At 64.8% G+C, this 26,421-nt stretch carries 21 protein-coding genes and 1 tRNA gene; 7 read left to right on the forward strand and 15 right to left on the reverse strand.

The features are described from left to right. The first annotated feature begins 25 nt into the window (after nt 1-25). The 3 genes from GGD67_RS16610 to GGD67_RS16620 all read left to right on the forward strand — a co-directional run bounded on the left by GGD67_RS16610 (nt 26) and on the right by GGD67_RS16620 (nt 2,446). Nucleotides 26-727, forward strand: coding sequence for a glutathione S-transferase N-terminal domain-containing protein (locus GGD67_RS16610; protein WP_179734253.1), 702 nt, complete (start codon nt 26-28; stop codon nt 725-727). 133 nt (nt 728-860) lie between these two features. Further along, nucleotides 861-1,469 (forward strand): 2-hydroxychromene-2-carboxylate isomerase, encoded by a 609-nt coding sequence (locus tag GGD67_RS16615; RefSeq protein WP_179734255.1) that lies wholly within the window; start codon nt 861-863, stop codon nt 1,467-1,469. Beyond that, nucleotides 1,469-2,446 (forward strand): NADPH:quinone oxidoreductase family protein, encoded by a 978-nt coding sequence (locus GGD67_RS16620; RefSeq protein WP_179734257.1) that lies wholly within the window; start codon nt 1,469-1,471, stop codon nt 2,444-2,446. The genes GGD67_RS16615 and GGD67_RS16620 overlap by 1 nt, the downstream gene beginning before the upstream one ends. Before the next feature lie 143 nt (nt 2,447-2,589). Here the strand turns inward: GGD67_RS16620 and GGD67_RS16625 are convergent, their stop codons facing one another. The 8 genes from GGD67_RS16625 to GGD67_RS16660 all read right to left on the reverse strand — a co-directional run bounded on the left by GGD67_RS16625 (nt 2,590) and on the right by GGD67_RS16660 (nt 13,035). Continuing rightward, nucleotides 2,590-3,480, reverse strand: coding sequence for a crotonase/enoyl-CoA hydratase family protein (locus GGD67_RS16625; protein ID WP_179734259.1), 891 nt, complete (start codon nt 3,478-3,480; stop codon nt 2,590-2,592). 305 nt (nt 3,481-3,785) lie between these two features. After that, a complete protein-coding gene (locus GGD67_RS16630) occupies nt 3,786-5,207 on the reverse strand; it encodes an amidase (RefSeq protein ID WP_179734261.1) in 1,422 nt (473 codons plus the stop codon). Nucleotides 5,208-5,209: 2 nt separating this feature from the next. Continuing rightward, complete coding sequence (locus GGD67_RS16635; protein ID WP_179734263.1) at nt 5,210-6,373, reverse strand: M20 aminoacylase family protein; 1,164 nt, start codon at nt 6,371-6,373, stop codon at nt 5,210-5,212. A 13-nt stretch (nt 6,374-6,386) separates the two neighbouring features. Next, a complete protein-coding gene (locus GGD67_RS16640) occupies nt 6,387-7,892 on the reverse strand; it encodes a M81 family metallopeptidase (RefSeq protein ID WP_179734265.1) in 1,506 nt (501 codons plus the stop codon). 292 nt (nt 7,893-8,184) lie between these two features. Next, on the reverse strand, nt 8,185-9,834 hold the full coding sequence (locus tag GGD67_RS16645; protein WP_179734463.1) for an ABC transporter ATP-binding protein: 1,650 nt from the start codon (nt 9,832-9,834) through the stop codon (nt 8,185-8,187). 14 nt (nt 9,835-9,848) lie between these two features. Beyond that, nucleotides 9,849-10,736 carry an ABC transporter permease gene (locus GGD67_RS16650; protein WP_018322083.1) on the reverse strand — a complete coding sequence of 296 codons (888 nt, stop codon included), beginning with the start codon at nt 10,734-10,736 and terminating at the stop codon, nt 9,849-9,851. An 18-nt stretch (nt 10,737-10,754) separates the two neighbouring features. Next, nucleotides 10,755-11,696: an ABC transporter permease gene (locus tag GGD67_RS16655; protein ID WP_179734267.1), complete on the reverse strand. Its 942-nt coding sequence runs from the start codon at nt 11,694-11,696 to the stop codon at nt 10,755-10,757. Nucleotides 11,697-11,904: 208 nt separating this feature from the next. Then, a complete protein-coding gene (locus GGD67_RS16660) occupies nt 11,905-13,035 on the reverse strand; it encodes a M20/M25/M40 family metallo-hydrolase (protein WP_179734269.1) in 1,131 nt (376 codons plus the stop codon). Nucleotides 13,036-13,304: 269 nt separating this feature from the next. Between GGD67_RS16660 and GGD67_RS16665 the strand changes: the two genes are divergently transcribed. After that, nucleotides 13,305-14,915, forward strand: coding sequence for an ABC transporter substrate-binding protein (locus GGD67_RS16665; RefSeq protein WP_018322086.1), 1,611 nt, complete (start codon nt 13,305-13,307; stop codon nt 14,913-14,915). Between the two features lie 159 nt (nt 14,916-15,074). Continuing rightward, the gene (locus GGD67_RS16670) at nt 15,075-16,742 is read left to right on the forward strand and encodes a glycosyltransferase family 39 protein (protein WP_179734271.1); all 1,668 of its coding nucleotides are present in this window, start codon (nt 15,075-15,077) and stop codon (nt 16,740-16,742) included. A 205-nt stretch (nt 16,743-16,947) separates the two neighbouring features. Here the strand turns inward: GGD67_RS16670 and GGD67_RS16675 are convergent, their stop codons facing one another. After that, the gene (locus tag GGD67_RS16675; RefSeq protein ID WP_092259200.1) at nt 16,948-18,198 is read right to left on the reverse strand and encodes a multidrug effflux MFS transporter; all 1,251 of its coding nucleotides are present in this window, start codon (nt 18,196-18,198) and stop codon (nt 16,948-16,950) included. A 361-nt stretch (nt 18,199-18,559) separates the two neighbouring features. Here GGD67_RS16675 and GGD67_RS16680 point away from each other — a divergent pair, with 361 nt between their 5' ends. Next, nucleotides 18,560-19,837 (forward strand): hypothetical protein, encoded by a 1,278-nt coding sequence (locus GGD67_RS16680; protein WP_246784424.1) that lies wholly within the window; start codon nt 18,560-18,562, stop codon nt 19,835-19,837. On the opposite strand, the gene GGD67_RS16685 is transcribed toward GGD67_RS16680, so the two are convergent. The 5 genes from GGD67_RS16685 to GGD67_RS16705 form a co-directional block, all read right to left on the reverse strand. Continuing rightward, a complete protein-coding gene (locus GGD67_RS16685; protein ID WP_179734275.1) occupies nt 19,801-20,604 on the reverse strand; it encodes a class I SAM-dependent methyltransferase in 804 nt (267 codons plus the stop codon). The genes GGD67_RS16680 and GGD67_RS16685 overlap by 37 nt on opposite strands. A 10-nt stretch (nt 20,605-20,614) precedes the next feature. Continuing rightward, complete coding sequence (gene asnB / locus GGD67_RS16690) at nt 20,615-22,525, reverse strand: asparagine synthase (glutamine-hydrolyzing) (protein ID WP_179734277.1); 1,911 nt, start codon at nt 22,523-22,525, stop codon at nt 20,615-20,617. A 22-nt stretch (nt 22,526-22,547) separates the two neighbouring features. Beyond that, nucleotides 22,548-23,414, reverse strand: coding sequence for a glycosyltransferase family 2 protein (locus GGD67_RS16695; RefSeq protein ID WP_179734279.1), 867 nt, complete (start codon nt 23,412-23,414; stop codon nt 22,548-22,550). After that, nucleotides 23,411-24,157, reverse strand: a complete 747-nt coding sequence (locus GGD67_RS16700; RefSeq protein WP_179734281.1) for a bifunctional 2-polyprenyl-6-hydroxyphenol methylase/3-demethylubiquinol 3-O-methyltransferase UbiG — start codon at nt 24,155-24,157, stop codon at nt 23,411-23,413. The genes GGD67_RS16695 and GGD67_RS16700 overlap by 4 nt, the downstream gene beginning before the upstream one ends. A 337-nt stretch (nt 24,158-24,494) precedes the next feature. Continuing rightward, nucleotides 24,495-24,583: transfer RNA gene (locus GGD67_RS16705), tRNA-Leu, on the reverse strand. A gap of 173 nt (nt 24,584-24,756) precedes the next feature. Here GGD67_RS16705 and GGD67_RS16710 point away from each other — a divergent pair. Beyond that, on the forward strand, nt 24,757-25,185 hold the full coding sequence (locus GGD67_RS16710) for a twin-arginine translocation pathway signal (protein ID WP_179734283.1): 429 nt from the start codon (nt 24,757-24,759) through the stop codon (nt 25,183-25,185). Nucleotides 25,186-25,210: 25 nt separating this feature from the next. On the opposite strand, the gene GGD67_RS16715 is transcribed toward GGD67_RS16710, so the two are convergent. Then, nucleotides 25,211-26,413, reverse strand: coding sequence for an FAD-dependent monooxygenase (locus GGD67_RS16715; RefSeq protein ID WP_179734285.1), 1,203 nt, complete (start codon nt 26,411-26,413; stop codon nt 25,211-25,213). Nucleotides 26,414-26,421 lie beyond the last annotated feature (8 nt).

Consider the following 26,421-nt stretch of genomic DNA (forward strand, 5'->3'; position numbering starts at 1 on the left):
GCCAAAGGATGCCGAGGGAAACGTCATGATCGATCTCCATTACGCGCCGACGCCGAATGGCTGGAAAATCTCGATCATGCTGGAAGAGCTCCGACTTCCCTATGTCGTGAAGCCCGTCGACATCCGCGTCGGCGAGCAGTTCAGCCCCGAGTTTCTGGCGATCTCCCCAAACAACCGCATCCCCGCGATCGTCGATCACGCACCCGCCGACGGCGGCGGGCCGTTCTCGGTGTTCGAGACCGGCGCAATTCTGATTTATCTCGCGGAGAAGACCGGCCGCTTCCTGGCCGCTGACTTGCGCGGCCGTTCCACCACAATTCAATGGGTGATGTGGCAGATGGCCGGTCTTGGGCCGATGCTCGGCCAGCACGGGCATTTTGCGCTCTATGCGGCGGAGAAGATCCCCTATGCGATCGAGCGCTATCGCGACGAGGCGGCCCGGCTCTACGGCGTGCTCGACCGGCAGCTGGAGAAGACCGGCGCCTATGTCGCCGGCGACTATTCCATTGCCGACATCGCCTGCTTCCCCTGGACCATGACCCACAAGGCGCAGGGCTTTACGCTCGACGACTATCCGAATGTCAAACGGTGGTATGCCGACGTCCGCGCCAGGCCGCAGGTGCAGGCGGGGCTTGCGATCGGAAAATTCGTGAAAGAGCCGTTCGACGAGGAATCACGCAAGATCATGTTCGGCCAGCGTGCGAAGGAAGTGTTGGGAAGGAAGTAGTGCCTGTCCCTCATGGTGAGGAACGCCATAGGCGCGTCTCGAACCATAAAGGCCCGACTGTCACCCGTGGCCATCCTTCGAGACGGCCGCTACGCTGCCTCCTCAGGACGAGGTCCGTTACAAAGGAAACGCCATGATCGAATTCTTCTTCGACTGTTCCAGCCCCTGGACCTATCTCGCCTTCCACAACATCCAGCCGCTCGCCAGGGAACTCGGCGCCGAGATCGTCTGGAGACCGATCCTGGTCGGCGGCATCTTCAATACGGTCAATCCGAGCGTCTATGCGCAGCGCGAGACGCCGGTGCCGTTGAAGGCGCGCTATATGAAGAAGGATCTTCAGGACTGGTCGCGCTCGGCGGGCCTTGCGATCAAGATGCCGCCGACGGTGTTTCCGGTGAACAGCGTCAAGGCGATGCGCGGATGCATCTGGCTGGGTAAGGACATGCTGCCGTTCGCGACCGCCGTGTTCGAGGCCTATTGGGGCGAGGACAAGGATATCTCGCAGGACTCCGTGCTCGCCGGGATCTGCAGGAAGGTCGGCATCGACGAGCCAAAATTCTTCGCCGGCATCGCCGAGCAAGGGATCAAGGATCAGCTCAAGGCGAATACGGAAGAGGTCGTCGCCCGCGGCGGCTTCGGCTCGCCGACGATCTTTGTCAATAAGACCGACATGTATTTCGGCAATGACCGCCTGCCGCTGATCCGCGAAGCGCTCAAGCGCAGCAAGGCGAGCGCGGCCTGATGGTGCGCGCCGTCGTCTGCCATGCGCTCGGCGCGCCCGAAACCTTGCGGCTGGAAGAGTTTCCGCCGCGCGCCCTGAAGCCGGGCGAAGCGCGGGTCGCGATCCGTGCCGCCGGGCTGAATTTTCCTGATGTGCTGATGGCCGCCGGCCAATATCAGCTCAAGCCGGAGCTGCCGTTCACGCCCGGCATGGAAGCTGCCGGCGACGTGACCGAAGTGGGTGCGGAGGCGAAGGGCGCTGCCGTCGGCGACAAGGTCATCGTGAAGATGCGGCACGGCGCATTCACCGACGAGGCCATCGTCACGCCGTCGCAGCTCACCCCGATGCCGTCGACATTCGACTACGCCGAGGCTGCGACCTATCTTGCCGGCCATGGCACGGCCTATCACGCGCTGATCGATCGCGGCCGGGTCGAGCCGGGAGAGGTGCTGCTGGTGCATGGCGCCGGTGGCGGCACGGGATTGGCCGCCGTCGAGATCGGCAAGATGCTGGGCGCGACCGTGATCGCGACCGCCTCCAGCGACGAGAAGCTCGCCATCGCCAAGGCGCGCGGCGCCGATCATCTCGTCCGCTACGACCGCGAGCCGTTTCGCGACGCCGTCAAGCGCATCACCGATGGTCGCGGCGCGGACATCGTGTTCGATCCCGTCGGCGGTCAGGTTTTCGAAGACTCGATGCGCTGTATCGCCTGGGGCGCGCGGCTCCTCGTAATCGGCTTCACCGGCGGCATCGGTTCGGCCAAGACCAATCTGCTGCTGATCAAGGGCGCCAGCGTGCTCGGCGTGCGTGCCGGCGAAGCGGTACGGAAGAATCCAGCGCTCGGAGAAGTGCGTTTGAAGGCGCTGCTGCAATGGGCAGAGGAAGGCAAGCTGCGCCCCAACGTCTCTCACCGCCTGCCACTGGAACATTACGCGAAGGCGATGCGGCTCTTGATCGAGCGCAAGGCGATCGGGCGTGTCGCGCTGATGATGGAGTGACGGTGCCGTAGAGTGGGCAAAGGCGCTCTTGCGCCGTGCCCACCATCTCTCTCGATTGCGAAAAGTGCGTGGGCACGCTTCCGCCGTCGCTCTTCGAGCTATGGCGGACAAGTCGCTTTGCCCACCCTACGAGAGCTACGAAGCTACTTGTATTCCCGCTCCGTCCACCACGGGAAATAGTCCGGCATGTCGCTGGACACCTTGTTCTTGAACTGCGCGGGACGCTTTTCCAGGAACGACACCACGCCTTCCTTGACATCGTCGGAGCGGCCGCGGGCGTAGATGCCGCGGCTGTCGACCTTGTGGGCCTCCATCGGATCATCGGCGCCCATCATGCGCCACATCATCTGGCGGATCAGCGCGACCGATACCGGTGCGGTCTTCGCCGCGAACTCCTTGGCGAGCGCGCGGGCGGTCGGCAGGAGGTCATCAGGGGAGACGACCTTGCTGACGAGACGGCCGGCGAGGGCTTCCTGGGCCGGGAAGACGCGGCCCGAATAGCACCATTCCAGCGCCTGCGAGATGCCGACAATGCGTGGCAGGAACCAGCTCGACGCCGCCTCCGGCACGATGCCACGCTGGGAGAACACGAAGCCGAAGCGAGCGGCGTCGGAAGCAATGCGGATGTCCATCGCGAGCTGCATGGTGACGCCGATGCCGACCGCAGGGCCGTTTACGGCGGCGATGACGGGCTTCAGGCACTTGAAAATGCGCAAGGTCACCTGGCCGCCGCCGTCGCGCACCTGCGGATCGCTGTAGTCGACCTTGCCGTCGGCGAAGCGTTTGACGGGCCCGCGTCGCGCATCGCGGTCGAACGTGTCGGCGCCCGACGACAGATCGGCGCCCGCGCAAAAGCCGCGGCCGGCGCCCGTCACGATGATGGCGCGGACGTTGTCGTCCTTGTCGGCGGCCTCGAACGCGTCGATCAGCTCTGCCTGCATCTGCGCGTTGAAGGCGTTGAGCTTGTCGGGCCGGTTCAGCGTGATGGTGAGGATCTGCTCGGCGACCTCGTATTTGATCGTCTCATACGCCATGGTGGTGGTTTCCTTCCTTTGTTCTTTCGCTGCGCAGATGGCACAGGGCTTGAGTTTTCTTTACCCTCCCCTGGAGGGGGAGGGTCGATCGCGCGCAGCGCGAGCGGGGTGGGGTGATCTCTCCTCTCGGGCACTGCTGGACGCGGAGAGAACGTCACCCCACCCCGTCTCACATTTCGCTGCGCTCAACGTGAGCCGACCCTCGCCCTCCAGGGGAGGGTAAGCAAGAGGCTCCGCATGCTGCCTGTCCAAAGACTTCCGGGCTTGCGCTTAAAGGGCGCGCTTCCCGGAATGACGAGAACGTCTTACTTCGCCGGCGGCCTCGGCCAGGGCTTCTGCGGCCCGCGCAAACCTTCAAAAGCCTTGGCCATGCCGAGCACGCCAATATCGTCGAAGCGGCGGCCGACGATCTGCACGCCGATGGGAAAGCCCTTGGCGTCGAAGCCGCCGTTGATGGAGATGGCCGGGTTCTCCGACATATTCCATGGCACGGTATAGGCGATGTGCTCGAACGGCTTCATCGGATCGTTGGTCGGCGAGGCCCAGTCCGCCGGATAGTTCACGTTCGGTGCAGTCGGCGAGATCACGTAATCAAGCTCGCAGAACAGCTTTGAAGCCGCGGCCCGGATCGCCATGGTCTGGTTGAAGCCGCGGATGACATCAAGGCCAGACAGCTTGGCGCCGGACTCGCCCCATTTGAAGATATAGGGCAGCACCTTGGCCTGTTCGGCCGGCGTCAGCTTGGCCAGATCATCCCACATCCGCGCGCGCCAGAAATTGTCGAGGCCGTCGAGCATCTCGCGCGTCAGGATGCCGTCGACCTCGGTCACGACGCTACCTGCGGATTCGAACGCTTTCGCCGCCTTCACCGCGACCTCGCGCACCGGCTTCTCCAGCGCCAGGCCGCAGCCGGGATCGAGCATCAGGCCGATGCGCAGTTTGCGCGGAGACTTCTCTGCTCCCTTCCAGTTCAGCGGCTCAGCGGGCAGGCTCATGCCGTCGCGCCGGTCGGGCTTTGCGATCACGCTCATCATCAGCGCGCAATCGTCGACCGTGCGGGTCATGGGGCCGGCGACGCGCCCGACATAGGTGGGGTCGATCGGCACGCGGCCGAAGCTCGGCTTCAGGCCGACGAGGCCGCACCAGCCCGCAGGCAGGCGAACCGAGCCGCCGATATCGGTGCCGAGATGCAGCGGACCATAGCCGGCCGCAGCAGCCGCGCCTGCGCCCGCGCTGGAGCCGCCAGGATTCTTCGAGAGGTCCCAGGGATTGCGCGCGAGTGCGTGGAAACTGGAGAGTCCGGACGACAGCATGCCGTAATCGGGCATCGTGGTCTTGGCGAAGATGACCGCGCCGGCCTCGCGCAGGCGGGCGGCGGGCGGGGCATCCTTCTCGGCCGGCACGAGCTTGACGCTGGCAGCCCCCAGCGGCACCGGTACGCCCTTGGTCGCGATGTTGTCCTTCACCGTGACCGGCACGCCGTCGAGCGCGCCGGATGGCTCACTGCCGGACCACCGCGCGGTCGAGGCCTTCGCGGCCTCGCGCGCGCCGTCGGGATCGAATGCATAGAGCGCCTTCAGATGCGGCTCCCACGCAGCGACATGCGCGAACAAATCCTCCAGCACCTCGCTCGGCGAGAATTGCTTGGCGCGGTAGCCCGCGATCAGATCGACCGCGGACAGATCGTGCAGTGAGGTGACCGCTTCCTCAGGGCTCTTCTTATGCATTGCTAACCTACCGGCATACGGGTCTCGATGATGCGGGCGAACATGCTGGCGCCGATCGGCAGGATCTTGTCGTCGAGCACGAAGCCGGGATTGTGCACGGGCACGTTGCCATCATGGCCGACCCAGAAATAGGCGCCGGGAATCGTCTCCAGCATGTCGGCGAAATCCTCGCTGCCCATCTTGGGCTGGGCGCGGGTGATCACGTTGGCGGGGTCGACGATGGTGCGCGCGACCTCCTCGACCACCTTGGACTGCTCGACCTGGTTGACCAGCACGCCAAAGGTGTCGCGGATGTCGACGTCGATCACGCAACTATAGGCGCTTGCGATGCCGGCGCAGATGGTGCGGATGCGTTCGCTGACCAGGGTGCGAACTTCCTTCGAGAAGGTGCGGATGGTGCCGCAAAGATGCGCGTCGCCGGGAATGACGTTGTAGGCGGAGCCCGCGTGGATCTGGGTGATCGACACCACCGCGGCCTGCAGCGGCTCGACGTTGCGGCTGACGATGGTCTGGATCGCCTGCGCCAGCGTGGTCGCGATGATCACCGCGTCCTTGGAGCGCTCGGGCATCGCGCCATGCGCGCCATAGCCGGTGATCCGCAGGTCGAAGAAGTCGGCGCTGGCCATCGCCGGGCCGGGCAGGATCGCGATCTCGCCGTGGTTGAGGTCGGGCGCGTTGTGCAGGCCGTACAGCTCGTCGCAGGGGAATTTCTCGAACAGGCCGTCCTTGATCATCGCGCGGGCGCCGCCGAGGCCTTCCTCGGCCGGCTGGAAGATCAAATGCACGGTGCCGTCGAAGTTCTTGGTCTCGGCGAGATAGCGCGCGGTGCCGAGCAGCATGGTGGTGTGGCCGTCATGGCCGCAGCCGTGGAAGCGGCCGGGGATTTTCGAGCTCCACTTCAGATTGGTGTTCTCTTCCATCGGCAGCGCGTCCATGTCGGCGCGAAGGCCGATGCGCTTGTTGCCCGAACCCTTGCCCTTGATCACGCCGATCACGCCGGTGCCGCCGAGACCGCGATGCACCTCGATGCCCCAGCCCTTCAGCTTGTCGGCGACGATGCCGGAGGTGCGCACCTCCTCGAAGCCGATCTCGGGATGGGCGTGCAGGTCGCGGCGGATGGCGGTGAGCTCGTCGGCGTAACCGTCGATGCGATCGATCGTGGGCATGGGTTCTGTCCAGTTAGCGTGAGGGAGGCGAGAAAACGGGGCCGTTCGGCTTGATGCGAATGCCCGGCCGCAGGCGCGTCCAGGGCAGGGTGGCGGTGTCGGCCGGCATCGCGCCCGGTGCGGCGCAGATCATCAGCTTTTCCGCGATCGGCTCGAAATCGGCGCGGAAGTGCACCGAGCTCTTGTTGACCAGAATCTTCTGTTCGGTCGGCTCGATGCCGACATAGCGGTACATCGCCTGGTCGGCGAGCTGCGCCTTGTGCGAGGAGACGACGACGCGGACGTCGCCGATGCGCAGGCAAGCGGAGGGGCCCATCTCCATCTCGCGGCCGCCATAGTAAGGGCCGGGCGCGATGAAGCGGCCGTCGGAGAGCTTTTCGACCACGAAGGTCTCACGATAGGGCTCGTCGCCGGGGATGCCGGACTTGCCGCCGAGCGACAGAGTCACGGTGGCACCGACGCCGGCATCATGCGCGGCCTTGGCCGAGACCGGATCGTAGATCGCGCCGGTCGCGGCGCTCGCTCTGTTGCGCACCAGCGCACGCAGCATGCCGGTCGTGTCGGAATCGCCGCCGGCGCCGGGATTGTCTTGGGTGTCGGCGATGATGATCGGCTTGCTCGCGCTCTTCGAAAGCTCCATCGCGTGGCGCACGCCATCATCGGGCGACCAGATCTTGCCGTCGAAATCGTCCTCGTGGCTTTCGATCAGCTTGACGACCGCATCGGCAGCACGATCGGCATCGGCTTGCGTCCTGCCATAGGCGAACACGCTCGGCCCGCAATCGCGGAAATCGGCGGCGGGAAATCCGGGTGCGAAGGAGAGCGTCGGAACCGCATCGCTCTCCAACGCGGCGAGCTTTTCGTAGATGCCTTTGGTCGGCTGGTCGTTGGTGCATTGCCAGCTGATCGGGATCAGGAACGGCAATTGCCGGAACGATTTGGCAAAGCGCTGCTTCGTCTTCAGCAGCAGCGCCAGATGCCGGGCGGAGGCGCGGCCGGTCTCGGCCATGTCGACATGCGGATAGGTGCGGTAGGCGATCAGCGCGTCGGCATGTTCCATCATCTCCGGCGTGACGTTGGCATGGAGGTCGAGGCTGGTGACCAGCGGAACGTCCTTGCCGATGACGCGGCGCACGCGCGCCAGAATCTCGCCTTCGCCGTCGTCGAGATGCTCGGTCACCATGGCGCCGTGCAAATCGAGATAGACCGCATCGATCGGGCCGGCGGCTGCGATGCCGTCGACCATCACCTTCACGATGCGCTCGAAGGCATCCTTGGTGACATGCGCCGACGGGCTCGCACCGCAGGCGATGGTCGGAACAAGTTCCCAGCCGTTCGCTTCGGCGCTGTCGACGAAGCCGGCAAGCCCGACATTGATGCGCCGCATCACCTTCAGCACGTCCGCGCCTTCAGTCATCGCCGGCCAGCCGCCGCCATGCTGGAAGTCGGCGAAGGTCGCCTTGGTTGGAGCGAAGGTGTTGGTTTCGTGCAGGAAGCCGCCGACGGCGATGCGTGTCATCAAATCAAGTCCAACATTGGAAGGTGCGCGACGTTAGCCTTGGCTCCGAGGAGAGGGCAAGGTGAGAGGCCATCGCGCCGCGCATAGGGTCAAGCTGTTTTGGGAATGCTGCGGAGGCGGTGCATGTTGTGAGCCGCTCTGCCAGCCAGACTCTCGCTGTCGTCCCTGCGAAAGCAGGGACCCATAACCCCAGGGAGGAGTTTGACGAAGGCCGGTCGTTCGGGACGAGCACCACCGGCAATCGACCGATCACGCGGTATGGGTCCCTGCTTTCGCAGGGACGACAGCGGAATTACAACGTCGCCCCCACGCCCTCTGCGACCGGCCGGAAGTTCGCAAAGTCCCAGTCGCGGCCGGGAGCGGCATCCAGCAGCGCCCTGGTGTAGGCCTCCTTCGGATGCGTCAGCACCTCGGCGGCCGGGCCTTGTTCGACGACGCGGCCGTGCTGCATCACCACGACCTCGTCGCAGATTTGCGCTGCGACGCGCAGATCGTGGGTGATGAACAGGATCGCGATGCCGAGGCGCTTCTGGATCTCGTCGAAGAGTTCCAGCACCTGCGCCTGCACCGAGACGTCGAGCGCGGAGACGGCTTCGTCAGCGACCAGCACGTCCGGATCGAGCGCGAGCGCGCGGGCAATGGCGATGCGCTGGCGCTGGCCGCCGGAGAACTGGTGCGGATAGCGCGATACTGCATCGGCGGGCAGGCCGACCAGCTCGAGCAGCTCGCGGGCGCGCTTCATCGCATCCGGATGCGCGATGCCGTAATTGATCGGGCCCTCTGCAATGCTTTCGCCGACCGTGACGCGCGGGTTGAGTGAGCGGTAGGGATCCTGGAACACGATCTGGATCTTCTGCCGGTGCGGCTGCAGCAGGCGGCGCGAGATGCCGGCGATCTCTCGGCCGACGAGGCGCACGCCGCCGGAGGTCGGATCGATCAGGCGGACGATACAGCGCGCAACCGTCGACTTGCCCGAGCCGCTTTCGCCGACGATGCCGAGCGTGCGGCCCTTGCGCAGCGTCAGCGTCACCTTGTCGGCGGCGACGACCTCGCGGCCTTTGCCGAAGAAGGCACGCTCCTTGTAGACCTTGCTGAGGTCGTTGGCCTCGAGCACGACCGGCTCGCGGCTCTCCTCGCGCGGCGGCCGCGGCACCAGGCTCGGCACCGAGGAGAGCAGATTGCGGGTGTATTCCATGGTCGGATTGCGCAGCACGGCCTCGAGCGGGCCGGTCTCGACCAGCCGGCCCTGCCGCATCACGGCGACGCGGTCGGCGATCTCGGCGACCACGCCCATGTCGTGGGTGATGAACAGCACGGCCGTGCCGTGATCGCGCTGGAGCTCGCGGATCAGGGACAAGATCTGCTTCTGCGTGGTGACGTCGAGCGCGGTGGTCGGCTCGTCCGCGATCAAGAGCTTTGGCTCCAGCACCAGCGCCATCGCGATCATGATGCGCTGGCGTTGGCCGCCGGAGAGGCGGTGCGGGTAGGAGGCGAAGATGCGCTCGACCTGGGGCAGGTGGACCTGCTCCATCATGTCGAGGATGCGCTTCTTTCGCGCCTTGGCGTCGAGATTGGTATGGGCGCGCAGCACCTCGTCGATCTGGCGGCCGACCGGCACCACCGGATTGAGCGCGGTCATCGGCTCCTGGAAGATCATCGCCATCTGCGTGGCGCGGAGCTGGCGCAGGCGGCGGTCGGTCGCGGTGAGCAGCTCTTCGCCGACCAGCTTGATGCTGCCGGCGGTGGGAACCAGCGTGCCCTTCGGCAGCAGGCCCATCGTGGTCAGCGAGGTCACCGACTTGCCCGAGCCGCTTTCGCCGACCAGGCACAGCGTCTCGCGCTCGCGGACCTGGATCGAGATGCCGTCGATGATTTTTGGCCCGCCCGGCTTCTTGCCGACGGAGACGACGAGGTTGTTGATGTCGAGAACGGTGTTGGTCATCACTTGATCGGTCATCACTTGCCTTCCCGCTGCTTCATGCGCGGATCGAGTGCGTCGCGGGCGGCGTCGCCGATCAGATTGATGCTGAGGATGGCGATCGAGAGCAGCAGGCCCGGCCAGAAGATCAGCGACGGCTTGATCTGGAAGTACTGCCGGCCCTCGGCCATGATGTTGCCCCAGGTCGGCGTCTCCGGCGAGATGCCGGCGCCGAGGAAGGAGAGGATGGCCTCGGTGAGGATCGCGCTGGCGCAGATATAGGTGCCCTGGACGATCAGCGGCGCCACCGTGTTCGGCATCAGATGCCGCCACATGATCTTGGGCAGCGACGAGCCAACCGAGATCGCGGCTTCTACATAAGGCTCCTCGCGCGCCGACAGCACGACCGAGCGGACCAGGCGCGCCACGCGCGGAATCTCGGGGATGGTGATCGCGATCAGCACGGTCCAGAGGCTGGCGCCGGACAGCGACACCACGGCGATCGCGAGCAGGATGCTCGGCATCGCCATCAGGCCGTCCATGACCCGCATCAGCACGGCATCGACCAGCTTGAAGAAGCCGGAGACGAGGCCGATCGCAAGGCCGATGACGATCGACAGGATCGCAGAGCCGATGCCGATCAGCAGCGAGATGCGGCCGCCATAGACGACGCGCGACAACAGGTCACGACCATAGGCATCGGTGCCGAGCAGGAATTGCGCGGAAGACGGCTTGAGCCGTTGCGACGGCGCGAGCTGGATCGGATCATGCGGCGCGATCAGCGGCGCCAGGATCGAGACCAGGATGATCAGCGCGAGCAGGACCGTCGCCGTGGCGATGATCGGCGTCGAGGTGAGGAAGCCGAAGCGCGGCCGCAGCGGCGACGTGATCGGAATGGAGGACTGGGGAAGGGTATCGACCGACATTCTATTCTTGTCCTTGCCTCAGTACCGGATCCGGGGATCGAGCAGGGTGTAGGCGACGTCGATGAGAAGATTGACGACGACATAGATCAGCGACGTCAGCAGGATCATCGCCTGGATCACCGGATAGTCGCGCGCCAGCACCGCATCCACGGTGAGGCGGCCGATGCCGGGAATGTTGAACACGCTCTCGGTGACGACGACGCCGGAGATCAGCAGCGCAAAGCCGGTGCCGATCACGGTGATGACGGGCACGGCGGCGTTGCGCAGCGCGTGGCGCATCATCACGGCGACCTCGTTGATGCCCTTGGCGCGCGCGGTGCGCACATAGTCCTCGCCGAGCACATCCAGCATCGCCGCGCGTGTCATGCGCGCGATCAGCGCGATGTAGATGAAGGAGAGCGCGCAGGTCGGCAGGATCATGCGCTCGAAGAACGGTCCGAAGCCGTTAAAGATGCTGCGGAAGCCCTGCACCGGCACCCACCGCAGTTCGATCGCGAAGACCTGGATCAGAATATAGCCGACCACGAACACCGGCACCGAGAAGCCGAGCACGGAAAGCCCCATCACGAAACGGTCGATCCAGGTGCCGTGCTTCCACGCGGCGATCACGCCGAGGGGAACCGCCACGATCACGGCGAGGATGATGGTGCACAGCGCGATCGAGATCGACGGCTCGACGCGCTGGCCGATCATCTTCATCACAGGCAGATTGGAGATCAGCGAGGTCCCGAGATCGCCGTGCAGCAGCTTGTTCACCCAGGTGACGAACTGCACGATCAAGGGCTCGTTGAGGCCGAGCGAGGTGCGGATGCGCTCGAGCCGTTCCGGCGTTGCATTGTCGCCGGCGAGGATCGCGGCGGGATCGCCGGGGGTGAGGCGGAGCAGGAGGAAGACGAACAGCGCGACGACGCCCATCACGGGCACGGCGGCGAAGATTCGGCGAAGGAGATATCCGAGCAAGTTGGATCCGTCAGATTAGAGTAAATCGGCGGCAGCGGTCGTAGCCTGTTCTGCCACCAGCCTAACATTTCAGCAATTCCCGTGCCATCAGGGCCACAGTTTTTGCAGTGCGGTCAGCTGTTTTGGCGACCCCTCTTCAAGGGGGCCAGCGGAGCGTGCCCGCCAGACGAAATATCTGCGGCGCGCCAGGCGCGCCCATCCAATCCGGTCACTCCAGCGTCGCAAGCAGCCCGGCCATCAGCCGGCCGCGCTCAACGAGACTCTCGACTTCGATATACTCCTCTAACGTGTGGCCATTGGCTCCGCGCACGCCCAGGCCGTCGAGCGTCGGGATTCCCATCGCACCGGTGAAGTTGCCATCGGAGCCGCCGCCGGAGCTCGCATGCGGCAGTTCGGCGCCAAGCGACTTGGCGATGCCGCGCGCCTTCTCATACAACGCCATCGTGCCGGCATCCGGCTCCCACACCGGACGCGTCACCCCGCGCGTCACCTTGAAGGAAACATCGTTGGTCGTGCCCGACAGCGCCAGCATCCGCTCGACACCGCGATCGAGATCGGCCTGCCGCTTGGCCATGGAGAGCGCTTCGCCGGTGGCGGTCGTGGCAACGCAATTGACCCATTGCCCGCCATGCACGACGCCGACCGAGAAGGTGCAGTCCTCCGTCGTCATCGCGTCGATGGCGAGAATCTGCCGCGCCATCTCGCGGATCGCCGAGCGTCCCGCCGACAGCGTCGCGCCGGCGTGGCTCGGCCGGCCCGTCGCCTCGAGATTGAAGCGCGCGATGGCGTAACGTCCGGTGGTGACGCCGTTGTCGGCGCGGCCGGGCTCGGGCACCAGCACGTATTTGTTGCGGGCGGCTTCCGCCTCGATGATGTCGCGCGTCGAGGGCGTGCCCACTTCCTCGTCCGGCGTGAACAGCACGGTGATCGGCAGCGGCGTGGTGAACGATGCACGCGCCAGTTGCCGGATCGCTTCCAGCGAGAGGTAGTTGCCGCCCTTCATGTCATAGATGCCGGGGCCGTAGCACCGATTGCCCTCGCGCCGCCATTTCAGCTTCTCGATGGTACCGACCGGGTGGACGGTATCCATATGGCCGGCGATCAGGATGCCCGGCTCGCCCTGTTTCGGATGCGGAAAGCGCGCGCGGATCACGCCGCCGAACCCCTGGCGGCCGGCGATGCGCTCGATCGTCGCACCCATGATCGCCATATCCCGCGCTGCGATATCGAGCATGCGATTCACCGCATCAGCGTCCCAGGTCGGGCTTTCGCATTCGACCCAGCCGCGCAGACCCTGGAGCATCGCCTCGGAATCGAAAGGAAGATTGGCTGGATTCATCTCAATGTCTCTCAAGCTTCGAAAGATGGAATGCGCATTGCATTGGTGCGGGGCAGGACGAGTGGAGAGTGTTGTAGAGCCAAACCGATCCTTGTGGAGCCCGTGCCCGCGCCGCCAGGGCTTGCAGCGAAACCGGATTGACGCGCTCGGCACTGTCTGCAAGTCTCGAAAGATAAAGGCATTGCATGAGGTTAGTTCGCCCAAGGAACGAGCCGCATGCTTAACCAATAACCTGCCTTTGAACAGTTTCACGTCAGGAGAAACTTTTTATGTTCCACTTCATGCGCCGGGGGCCTCGCGCGTTTGCCTCCAAACTTGCGCTGTCTGTCGTTGCGCTTTCGACGGCGCTTGCCTCGCCAGTGCTTGCAGCCGGCAAGACCATTACGGCGGTGATGCATTCGGATCTGCGCATCATCGATCCGATCTTCACCACGGCCTACATCACGCGTGACCATGGCTACATGGTCTACGACACGCTGGTGGCTCCCGATTCGAGCTTCAAGATTCAGCCGCAGATGGCGGACTGGAAGATCTCCGACGACAAGCTCACCTACACCTTCACGCTGCGCGACGGCCTCAAATGGCATGACGGTGCGCCGGTGACGGCGGAAGATTGCGTCGCCTCGCTGAAGCGCTGGGCCGCGGTCGACGGCATGGGCCAGAAGCTCCTGGACTTCACCGCGAGCATCGAGGCGACCGACGCCAAGACCATCACGCTGAAGCTGAAGGAGCCCTACGGCCTCGTGCTCGATTCCATCGGCAAGCCGTCCTCGCGCGTCGCCTTCATGATGCCGAAGCGCCTCGCCGAGACGCCGCCGGACAAGCAGATCCCCGAGCAGATCGGCTCGGGCCCCTTCAAGTTCGTGGCGTCGGAATTCCAGCCCGGCGTCAAGGCGGTCTACGTCAAGAACACCGATTACGTGCCGCGCAAGGAGCCGGCGAGCTGGACCTCCGGCGGCAAGGTGGCGAAGGTCGACCGCGTCGAATGGATCACCATGCCGGACTCGCAGACCGCGGTGAACGCGCTGCAGTCGGGCGACATCGACTTCATGGAAAACCTGCCCTACGACATGCTGCCGGTGCTGGAGGCGAACAAGGAGATCACGATCGAGGTCTCGAACAAGTTCGGCTTTCAGACGCTCGGCCGGATGAACTTCCTCTATCCGCCGTTCGACAACGTGAAGGTGCGACGTGCAGCTCTTCTGGCGATGAACCAGAAGGACGTTCTCGACGCGCTGGTCGGCAATGCCAAGTACCAGAAGATCTGCGGCGCGTTCTTCGTTTGCGATACGCCGTTCGCGACCGAGGTCGGCGCCGAGACCCTGGTGAAGGGCAATGGCATGGCGGAGGCCAAGAAGGCGCTCGCCGAGTCAGGCTATGACGGCACCCCGGTCGTCATCATGGCGCCCGGCGACGTCACCACGCTCAAGGCCCAGCCCATCGTCGCGGCCCAGCTGCTGCGCGAAGCCGGCTTCAAGGTCGATCTGCAAGCGACCGATTGGCAGACGGTGGTGAGCCGCCGTGCCAGTCAGAAGCCGCCGAAGGAGGGTGGCTGGAACATGTTCTTCACCAACTGGGTCGCGGCCGACGTCTCCAACCCGATCGCCAATCTCTCGATCGGCGGGCAGGGCAAGAAGGGCGGCTGGTTCGGCTGGGCGGAAAGCGCCAAGATCGAGCAGCTCAAGGACGCGTTCGTCCGCGCGCCGTCGATCGACGAGCAGAAGAAGATCGCCGCCGACATCCAGAAGGAAGCCTATGAGCAGGTGATCTACATCCCGCTGGGGCAATACCTGCTGCCGAGCGGCTGGCGTAAATCGCTGACCGGCGTGCTCGACGGCCCGGCGACGCCGCTGTTCTGGAACGTCGACAAGTCGGAGTAAGGGGAGGCGAATTCACGTAGCCTTCGTCGTCTTCACCACGCGGCGCCGCTGTCATCAGCGGCGCCGTTGTCTTTTGTGGTCTTGCGTCGGCGGAAAAGCGTTGCGGCTTTTAACCTTTCCAGTTTCCGGTCATTGCTATTTGTTTCAATCTTGAAATAGATGCGTCGTCCTTACGCGTCATTTTCCCTCCTCAACCTGATTCCCGTGCCGATCGATTTTGCATTCCAGGCGATGGCCGAACGGTCCGATCGCGCGCCGGCGCGTTGGCGGCGGCCTTTCCTGCATTGGCTCGATGGCGTCGAGGCGGGCTGGGCCGTTCCGCTCCTCATCGGCTGTTTCGTCGCGATCTGGACGCTCTATCTGGCGATCGCCTATGCCGGCGGCGGCCTGCACCCTGATACGCTCGAGGCCTGGATGCTGGGGCAGCATTTCGCCTGGGGCTATCACAAGCATCCGCCCTTGACCGGCTGGATCGCCGCCAGCTGGACCTCTGTCTTCCCGCTCAGCGATTGGTCGTTGCAATTGATGGCGATGGCCAATGCCGGGCTTGCGCTGATCTTCGTCGACCGGGTCGCGCGGCAATTCGTGACCGGGCACAAGCGCATCCTGGTGCTTTTGCTGCTGATGCTGACGCCGGTCTATCAATTCCATGCCCAGCGCTTCAATGCCAATTCGGTGCTGCTGGCGGTCTGGCCGCTGGCGACCTGGTGCTTCCTGCGCGCATTCGAGACGCGCGCCCCGCTGTGGGCGGTCGCAATGGGATGCACGACGGCGCTGGCGATGGTCGGCAAATATTATTCGGTCTTTCTCGTCACGAGCTTCGCGTTTGCCGCGCTGGCGCACCCGGCGCGGCGCGCTTATTTCACCTCCGCTTCGCCCTGGATCTCGGTCGTCGTCGGGCTCGCGGCGCTGTCACCTCACGTCTATTGGCTCGCGACAACGGGCGCATCGACCTTTACCTACGCGCTGGCGCACACAGGCGGCAACGCTGCGACCTCACTCGGCGAGGCGAGAAACTTTCTGCTGGGGCTGGCGGCGGCGATGAGCATGTCGGCCGTGTTCTGGGTGCTCGTTGCAGGAACGCGCTTGAAGCAGTTTCCGGCGGACTTCGCCGCAATGAGCCCGGGCCTGCGGCTTTTGTTCTACGTCACGATGGGTACGATCGTGCTGCCGGTGCTGACGTCGCTCGCGATGGGCACCGATCTGCCGTCGCTATGGGCATTGCAGGGACTGTTCCTGTTCACCGTTCTCGTGGTCGGCGGGACGAGCTACCCGATCGAGCGCTTCTACACGGTCAACCTCACCGTGATCGTGGCCGGCGTCGCGCTCGCGGCCGTCCTGATCGCCGCGCCGATCCATGCCGTCTATCGCAACGATCACGGGTATGAGGAGGGCCGGAATCTTTACGCCCAGGCGGCCAGTGAATTGACGCGCGAGTGGCGCGAGCAGACCGGTGTGCCGCTGAGCGCGGTGAGTGGTGATGGTTCGCTGGCCTTCGCCACCGCTTTCTACAGCCCGGACCATCCACGTCATGCGGCGCCCTTCGAGTACGACCAGACATTGGGCTTGCCGCGCAAGACGTCGCTCGACCGCGGCTGGGCCGCGCTGTGTTTCCGCGACCAGGATACTTGCACCCGGTGGATGGCGTGGGCGTCCTCGCAGACCGGACACTTCGTCAGGCGCGAGTTCACCGTGCGGGCCACCCTGTGGGGGCGGCCCGGTCTCTCGCGGGAGGTAGTCGCTCTGATCGTGCGGCCCCGGGGAATGCGGATGATACCCAAGAGCGCTGCGGATGATTTCAGCGCCAGCAGGCGCGGTTCGGAATAGGCTCTGCGCTCAACAATGACTGTCGCGGACCTGCTCAAGACCCTCGCTCGCCAAAGGCGTGGTCAACGTGGCGTGCTCTGCGCTCGGCTCCGAATGTTCCGTCTTCCGCCGTTCGACGTCGCGGCGATCTTCCCGGTGTTCCGGTTCCATTGAATGTGACCTCTCGAATTGCTGCAGGACAACATCGAGCGGATCGGGAAGTTCCTTAAGTGATGGGACGATGATGCGGCTTGAATAGCCGGCCCTTTTCCACCACCAGCACGATCGCGAGCGCAGCGAGCGTCGACAGGAAGAAGCCGATCGAGAACGGCAGCAGCGTGCCGTCGAAACTCTGTCCGATCGCCATGCCGACCACGATTCCGATCAGCGTCGTGATCGAGCCGTAGAGCGAGGAGGCGGTGCCGGCGATGTGGCCCTGCGGCTCCATCGCGAGCGCGGTGAAGTTGGCAACCATCATGCCGAACGAGAACATCATCAGAGCCGAGAGCACCATGAACAGGGTGAGCGGCAGGACGCCGAGTATTTCCGTCAGCAGCATCACGGCAGCGACGATTGTGTAGAGCGTCAGCGCGCCATGCGAGATCACGCGCATGCCGAGCCGCCCGACCAGCCTCGCATTGAGGAAGCCGGCGACGGCCGTGCCGGCTGCAATCGCGGCGAAGGCGAGTGGGAAGTAATGGCCGAGGTGATAGATGCCGGTGAAGACCTGCTGGGCGCAGAAGACAAAGGCAAAGAGCGCGCCGATGACGCTGCCGGCCGCCGTGGCATAGCCGATGGTCTGGCGATTGGTCACGGTCTGCCGAAACGCCGAGAGCACGTCGGCGGGCGCCAGGGACCGGCGCCCGGATTCAGGAAGGGTTTCCGGCAGCCGCAGCACGCACCAGGCGAGCGCGAGCAGGCCGTAGAGCATCAGCACGACGAAGATGCCGCGCCACGCCGTCACCAGCAGCACCGCCTGTCCGAACGAGGGAGCGATCACGGGCACCGCGATGAACACCATCATGGCAAGCGACATCACGCTCGCCATGCGGCGGCCGACATAGCAGTCGCGCACGATCGAGGTCGCGATCACGCGTGTCGCCGAGGTGCCGAGCCCCTGCAGCGCGCGCGCCAGCAGCAGCGTCTCGAACGAGGGCGCCGCGACCGCCAGCACGCTCGCCACCGCATAGACCGCCATGCCGCCGAGCAGCACCGGCCGGCGGCCGAAGCGGTCCGACAAGGGACCCATCACGAACTGGCCGGCGCCGAAACCGATCAGGAAGGTCGACAGCACCAGCTGCAGATGGTTGGCGACGGGAATGTTGAAGGCTGTCCCGATATTGGGCAGCGCGGGCAGCATCATGTCCATCGCAAGCGGATTCAGCGCCATGATGGACGCGATCACGATGACGAATTCTGGAAATCCCATCGGGCGGTGTCCTGCGGACACCCAATCGTCGGCATTGACGTCAGACAAGAAGCTCACCTCTGAAATTGAGCGACTTTATCCATCGCCCATGCTGCGTTGCACAACCCATGTTTCGGGATGGCTGGCAGGCGGAGGAGGGGCGGACAAGAATTGGTGAGGGGAACCCCCGCGCGAGCCGAACGTGGGTCCTGCTATGGCCCGGAAACCTGTGATTCACCATCCCTCCCTAAAGATCGGCGTCGGGCGAGGCAGGTGGGGCCCGGCGGGATGAAACGGAAACCCCTCCTGTCCACTGTGGCGGCCGATGGATGAGGCGCTGCGCTGGCGCCGAGAGAAACCAGGCCAAACAAGGTATCCGATTGTGTCTGATGTCACCGGTACGGCACGATGGTTGGAGCCTTCGGCCGACATGGCTTCGAGGCGTAACCTCTGGCTTGCCTGCCTGATCGCACTGACCGCGCTTCTGGTGTTCGGCAATCTCGCCAGCGACCTCGGCCTCGATGTGAAATATGGCTGGGACACCCGCGTCAATTGCGCGGCGGTGGATGCCTATGTCGGCGGACTCGATCCCTATTTCGTCAAGAACCTGAAGGGCACCAAGCTCTCTTACCCCTATCTGCCGGTGACGCTGGACGCCTTTCGTCCTTTTTGCGCGGACGGCATTCTGGTCGCTCACTACAAAACCATCTTTCCCGTGCTGGCCGTGCTCTGCGGCCTCATCTTGCCAGGTTTTGGCCGAACGCGCCCGAGCGCTCGCGACGTCGGGCTCAGGGTGCTCTGCGCGCTCGGCGCATTCGTCGGTTTCGAATGGGTGCAGGCGTCGGGCAATTTCGCGATCCTGAGCGGCGTGCTGACCGCGATCGCGCTGAGGCTCCTGCTTTCTCCGCCCGCATCCGGAGCGGCAGAGGACCGCAGCTTTCCATCGCGCCTCGCCGGCGCCGCGCTGCTCGGCCTCGTGATGTCGTTCAAGCTGGTGTTCTTTCCCGTGCTGGCCGCGCTGTACTTCCTGCCGCTGCCGCGCGGCCGCAAGCTGACGCTGATCGCGATGGCTGTGTTCAGCTTCGCCTTGCCGATCCTGATATCGTGGCTGGCGTACCCCGATCTGTTCGCGAGCTGGCAGCTTGCGGTGGCCGGAAAGATTCCGGACCAGCACCTCGTCGAGCTGTTCGAGAGCAATCCGTCCCTGCTGCTGCTGGCGCGGGATCTGATGGGCCATGTGGGCCTGATCGACAGCAAACCGGCGATCTTCGCAACCTATGCGTTCGCTGCGACCGCACTGGTGCTCGTGCCGTTCGTCATGTCCGTCCTGCGCTTGATCGGGAGCCGGCCGGCGGACGAAGGAGATTCGCTTCTTGCGCGACTGGATCGCTGGCTGATGGATCACCCCCGTGCAGCAATGCGCATCACGGTGCTGGCCATGTTTGCGCTCTATCTCAGCTCGCCGCGCCTCAAGGAATATGCCTTCTTCGAGCTCGCGCTCTATGCCGCGATCCTGCTGGTCGATCTTCCGGTCAGGGCACTCGCCGCCGCGCTCACCGTCGGTCTCCTGATGCCCTCATTGATCTTCGTGACGGGGAGTTCCTCCGAGGACAATTCCATCCAGCTCTTCAGCGCGCTGATGTTCTTCTGGGTCCTGCTGCTCGACGTCCGTCATGCGGGCCGGGTGCCGGACACGGTCCAGCTATAGCCGTGACGGTGGTAGAGCCTGACATCCCCGAATCCGCCATCCGACAGCAGCGCCTCCGCTTCGGCGCGCGTGTAGTATTTCGCGTAGGCGGGATTGAGCTGGTCGTAGATGGTCAAGCGGCGAACGCTGCGCGGAAACTTTGCCAGCACCGAACGCATGTAGGACCGCATCGGTAGCGGCAATATCCGGCACAGACCGATATAGGCCGTCAGCGCCCATTCCAGACCATGCGACAGCACCACCAGCAGCCGGTGCGGCAGCAGCACGGTGAGCTTGCGCAACGGGATCGCGAGCGACAGATAGGTCTCGTTGCCTTCGTAGCCGTAGAGCCAGACGAGGCAGCGTCCGCCGGGGCGCAATGCATCATAGGCCGCGCAAACCACCGGCGCCGGTTCGGGGATGTGATGCAGCACCCCCATCGAAACCACATAGTCGAGCCCGAGGTCGGGCGGCAAGCGGTCGCCGGGCACCTGCAAATAGTCGATGCGTTCCGCGCGGGCCGCCGTGTTGTCCTTCAGGACCAGCATGGCCTCGGAGGGTTCGACCGCGACGACACGATCCGCCCCGGCATCGAGCAGCATGTTGACGATGCGCCCCGTGCCGCTCCCGATATCGGCGATGCGTTTGCCCTTGACCTCGTCGAGGGAAAGCAGCGGACCGAACAGATCGGCAAGCAGGTCCGCCGAGCCGTAATAGCCGGGGTTTTCGCGGAACGCGGTCCATTGCTCGCCGAAATCGTTGATCGTCTGGTCCTTCAGGTCCGGCATGTGCCGCTCCCTACGCTCGGCGCGGCGAGGGGGCCGCAAGCCCCGTCAACCAGACGCCCAGGGTCAGGATCGGCCACAGCGCGAACGCATTGTCGCTCCTGGCCTCGCGATGCGCAGTCCACAGCAGCCGGATCGCCTCCGGTTTCAGGAAGGGCGCAAAAACGTCGGCCTCGCGGCCGAGTACCCGGTCGCAGATCGGCCGCAGCCCACCGCGCCGCATCAGTTGCGCGATCGGCACGTTGAAGCCGCGCTTGCGCGACCATGCGGCTTCTCCCGGCATGCCCAGGCGCTCGGCGAGTTTGCGCAACACATATTTCGGTGCGCCCCTGGGCCAGGGATTGAGCAGCGAGACATCGAGGCTGCCGGCGAGGTCCATGACCCGTCGATCGAGGATCGGCACGCGCACTTCGAGACCATGCGCCATGCTCATGGCATCGACCTTGGTGAGGACGCTTTGCAGATGGAAGCGCTGGTCGGCGATCAGCGCCCGATCCAGCACGTTGTCATGCGGCTCCGAATAATATTCGGCGTATTCCGCGAACGGATCGGCCGATGCAAGATCGGCCATGGCGCGGTCATAGATCCTCTCAGCGAGGAAGCGGGGAACGAGCCGCCGCCATTGCAGATGCGGGCTGTTGCCGGCTTCGCCCAACCCGAGTGCGAAGCGGGCGAGTTGCGCCGCTGCCGGAAGCCGCTTCTCGTTGCCGCGCACCGACGCATAGGCGAGGCGTCCGGTCAGGCCGGCAAGGCCGCGTGGAACGACGTGGCGCGCGCGCTCCGCCATCATGGTCGCGGCATAGGTTTCATATCCGGCGAAGAATTCGTCGCCGCCGTCTCCGGACAGGACCACGGTCGAATGCCGGCGGACCGCGCCAGCCAGATGATAGAAGCCGAGCGCGCCCGTGTCGGCGCATTGGCCGTCGAAATGATAGACCACCGCCCGCAGCGCCGCCTCGGCATCCTCGCCCGCTTCCCCGTCGATGACGTTGAGCGACAGGCCGGCGGCGGTAGCGATCTGCTGCGCCACGGCGGTTTCATCATGGCTTTTCTCGGTGAAGCCTGCCGTGAACAGCGGCGGCTTCAATCCGAGCCGACCGAGCGTGAGGCTGATCAGCGAACTGTCGATGCCGCCGCTCTGCAGCACGGCGAGTGGCACATCGCTCACCATCTGGCTCTTGACCACGGTCTCGATCGTCGATTGCAGCCGGACAACGGCTTCGTCGAGGTCGCGGATCGCAGGCGCGCGCACCGGCCGCCAGAACCGTCGCTCGGTTCGCTCGCGCTCGGTGAATCCGATCATCGTGCCGGGCGGGAGCTGCTTGATGTCCTGGTACAGGGTCGTTTGCGTCCCCGGATGGCCCGCGGCGAGATAGGTGTGCAGGGCCACGGGATCGATCCGCGCGGCGACATCTCGGCCCGCGGTAAGCCCCTTGATTTCGCTTGCGAACAGGACGCGGCTGCCGTTCGCGGAATAATAGAGCGGCTTGATCCCGATGCCGTCGCGGGCCAGGATCAGGCGGCGCTCCTGCCGATCCCACAGGCCGATCGCGAAAAAGCCCTCCAGGCGTTCGAACATGGCCTCACCCCAAGCGAGATAGGCGTAGGGGAGGATCTCGGTGTCGCAGGTGCTGCGAAAGCGGACGCCGAACGATCGCTCGAGCTCGCTGCGCAACTCGTGATCGTTGTAGATCTCTCCGTTGTAGGTGACGACGATGCGCTCCGACGCATCGAGCATCGGCTGGCGTCCGGCATCGGAGAGATCGCGGATGGCGAGCCGGCGGTGGGCGAGGCCGACAGGGCCGTCCAGCCAGGTGCTTTCGCCATCCGGCCCGCGATGGACCAACGCTGCCGACATCGCCGCAACCGCGCGGCCGTCGGCGGGCCGACCGTCACGATGAAAGATGCCCGCTATGCCGCACATCGCGTTCCCTTGCCGAGGGAGGTCATGGTCGCTGATTCATGATCTGCTTCAGCAGCACCGCGAGCAGTCCCATGGCGACGACGAGAATGCTGAGCAGGATCGCGCCAACGCCCAGCACGAAGGCGCTGACGAGCTGCAGGATGATCCCGCCGATCAGTGAGACCAGCGCGAGCGCCATGCACATCATCGCCAGCAGCACGAAGATCTTCAGCGGATTGTAGTAGGTGCAGGCCTCCAGGACGTATTGCAGGGTCCGAATGGAGTCGCGGAACAGGTTCACCTTGGAGCGCCCGATGCGCTCCTTGTAATCGATGTCGATGTAGTCGACGAACTTCGCGTTCATCATGTAGGCGAGCGTCAGCGACGTCGTGAAGCTGAAGAGGTCGCTGACATGCTCGAAATAGGAGATCGCGACCTGCCTGCCGAACACGCGCAGGCCGGAATTGATGTCGGGGATCTCGCGGTTGGCGGTGAATTCGACGATCGCCTTGAGGATTGCGCGTAGCGGCGATTTCAGCCTCGACTCGCGGTAGTTGGGCCCGGTCCGGGCGCCGACGACCATGTCGAAACCCTGGTTGAAGCGCGCCACCAGCGCCGGGATCGCCTCCATCGGGTAGGAGCCATCCGCATCGCTGATGACGATCGTGTCGTAGGACGCAGCGCGAATTCCATCCTTCAGCGAGCGGCCATAGCCGATGTTGTGAGGATGCCTGAGCACCTTTGCACCGGCTTGTTCGGCAAGCTCGCCGGTGCCGTCGGCTGAACCATCGTCGACGATGATGATCTCATAGGGAGTGAGCTGAGCGCCGTCGAGGGCCGCCTTGGCTCGATCAATGGTTTCAACAATGCCGTTGCGCTCGTTGAGCGCAGGAATGACGACTGAAATCATAAGCGGCGTGCAATGCAGGTGACGGATTGCCCAAAGAAGCTTCGCGAGAGCGGATCGAGCGCCCGCGACAGCGGCACGGCATATTTGTCGAACAGGGCGATCTGCCCGTTGACGGCGGCGTCGTTCAGCGACTGATGACGCTTCAGACGATTGGCAAGCCACCCGAGCCCGCCGATCGGATTGAAGTAATTCAGCCGGACCAGCTCGACCGGTTGATCGGCGAGCAGCTTGGCGAGGCGCGCCGTGGTGTAGCGGCGGCAGTGTCCGGCCAGGCGATCGAGATCGTTGTAGAGCAGCATCAGGGCGGGAACGCTGATCAGGAGATGGCCTCCGGGCTTGAGCACCTGCACCAAATTGGCAACTGCGGTGGCGTCATCCTCGATGTGCTCGAGGACGTTGATGGTGAAGACCGCATCGACGCCTTGGGGAAACAGGGAACTCAGCTGATCGCGGACCAGAATGTCGCAGACGGCGAACTTGCGATCGGGCATCGCCTTGGCGGCACGTTCGACGCTTTCGCGGTCGTGGTCCACGCCGCAATAATCGCCAAGCTCGCCGAGCACTCTGCTGTAGAGCCCATGCCCGAACCCGACCTCGAGGATCGTACCCTTCAGGTAGGGACGGAACTGGTCGATAACCCAGTTCATGTAATTCTGCGCGTCGGCGATCGCGCTCGAATACGTATCGGCCCCGACTTTCAGGCCTTCCGTCGTGGACTGGGCGGGAAAGGAGGTTTGAGCCATAGAGCCTGTGCCTTGTTCTGACCCGGGTTAGCAGCGAGCGCCGCATTTCTCAAGGACATGTGAGGCACAATCGCCTTAAAGTTGACGGCGCTTGCGACAGGAACATGACGCGCTCCAACGCGCGCGCGAGGTGCTGAAATCCCGCCTGGCTCATCGATCCGTCGCATGCTTTCGGTGAAGCGGCTGCTCGGACTCGGGAGAGGACGATCTTCAGATGCTGAAGCAACAAAGCTACCGGGCAGATCGAGACGTCACCGGCGGCGTGTTCGATGATCGCTCAGTTGAAGCGCAGGGCAGCCGCCTCCACCAATGGGGCACGCGGGAGCATCAAATCTCGTGGTGCGGGCAGCCGGGGTCGAACCGGCACAGCGCTTGCGCACCGAGGGATTTTAAGTCCCTTGCGTCTACCAATTCCGCCATGCCCGCTTGATCCAACGAGATCAAACACTTAAGTCCATCCTAGCCGTCTGGAATTGGCGCGTTGCGAGCCCGGAGGGACGGTTCTTCCTTAAGCGAGCCGGGCGCACAAGGCAAAGCCTCAATCCGGACATCTGTTGTTGCTTTAGGCATTCTCAATCCACGGGGACTATTTATCCGGCATGGCTGCTTCGTTTTCCACATCGCCGCGCGGCTTCGGCGCGCTCTTGGCGCTGCTTGCGGCCGGCGCCGCGCTGTCCGGTTGCGCCGGCATGAGTGAGACGGTCGCGCCGGCCTTTGCCGATCCCGCCAAATACGAATTGTACGACTGCAAGCAGCTGGAGGCGGAGCGTAAGTCGCTCGCCAAGCGCACTGACGATTTGCGGGGGCTGATGGAAAAGGCCGAGACCGGGGCCGGTGGCGCGGTGGTGTCCGAACTCGCCTATCGCAACGACTATGTCGCCGTGCGCGGGTCGGCGCAAATGGCCGAGGACGCCTGGCGCCGCAACAAGTGCCGGGAAACACCGCCGGAGGCGACCCCGCCTGCCACGCAATTGTCCCCCGCGGCGGCTGCCAAGCCCGCTTCGAAATCCGGGAAAGCGTCACGCTGAGGCGCCGCGCCGGCGGCGCTTCGCATCAGGGCCGCCAACCGTAGATCCAGTCGTGCCGCGCCAGCATGCGGTCCGGGCCGAGCGCGCGGATCGCAAGATCGCGTGCGGCCGCAAGCGGCCCGCTGAGATGATAGATGCGGCCCTGCTGCCGCGCGGTTCGCTGCACTCGCCGCACCCGCGCCTGACGGGCACGGCCGTATTGCGTCAGCGCAGCACTGATGCCCGCTGTGCTCTCGGCGGCTTCAAAGCTCAGATGCCGGGCGAGCACCGCGGCATCCTCGATCGCCATCCCGGCGCCCTGGGCTGCAAAAGGCAGCATCGCATGCACGGCATCGCCGAGCAGTGCCACCGGACCCTTGCTCCAGGGGCAGCCATCGGGCACGCCGAACAGCGCCCATTTCCGCCAGCTGTCGACCGTGGCCAGCATCATGCGAGCGGAGGCCGGCCAGCGTGGCGCGGCGAAGGCCTCCATCACCTCGAGGGGATCGCCGGGCGTGCTCCAGCCCGGCCTGTTCCAGGTGCCCGGAAGCACAGCGACCACGTTGAGCTGGCGTCCGCCCGCGATCGGATAGGCGACGAGATGGGCATTCGGCCCCATCCACAGCTGCACCCGGCGCGCGGTGTAGTCCTTCGGCAGCTGCGTGGCGTCCAGCGTGCCGCGCCAGGCGATCAGCCCGGAGAAGCGTGGCTGCACCTCGGGAAACAGATGCTGACGGACCGTCGACCAGATGCCGTCGGCGCCGATCAGCGCGCTGGCGAGATCGCTGCGGCGGATCGTGCCGCTGCGGTGGACCACCGTCAGCCCCTTGGCGTGAGGCGCGACGTCTTCGAAGGTCGCGCCCAGCTTCAGGTCGATGTCGGGATGATCGGCAACAGCGCCGGCGAGCGCCGATTGCAGGTCGGCGCGGTGCACCACCCAATAGGGGGCGCCGGCCCGCAGCGACGCTGCTTCACCGAGCGGCATCCGCAGCAGCTCGCCGCCGGCCCGCGCGCTCATGATCGAGACCGCTTCCGGAGTGACGGCGCGCAGCTTGAGGCGCTCAGTGAGGCCGAGCTCGACCAGCACGCGGCTGGCATTGGGGGAGAGTTGCAGGCCGGCGCCGACTTCCTCGAGCCGCTCGGCCTTTTCCAGCACGACGATACGGAAGCCGCGGGCCGCGAGCGCCAGCGCGGCCGTCAGTCCACCGATGCCGGCACCGGCGATGACAATCGTGCGGGAGAGCGCCACCCCGGACC

Origin of the sequence: Bradyrhizobium sp. IAR9 (genome assembly GCF_013408065.1) — a bacterium.
In the GTDB taxonomy this organism is placed as follows: Bacteria; Pseudomonadota; Alphaproteobacteria; order Rhizobiales; family Xanthobacteraceae; genus Bradyrhizobium.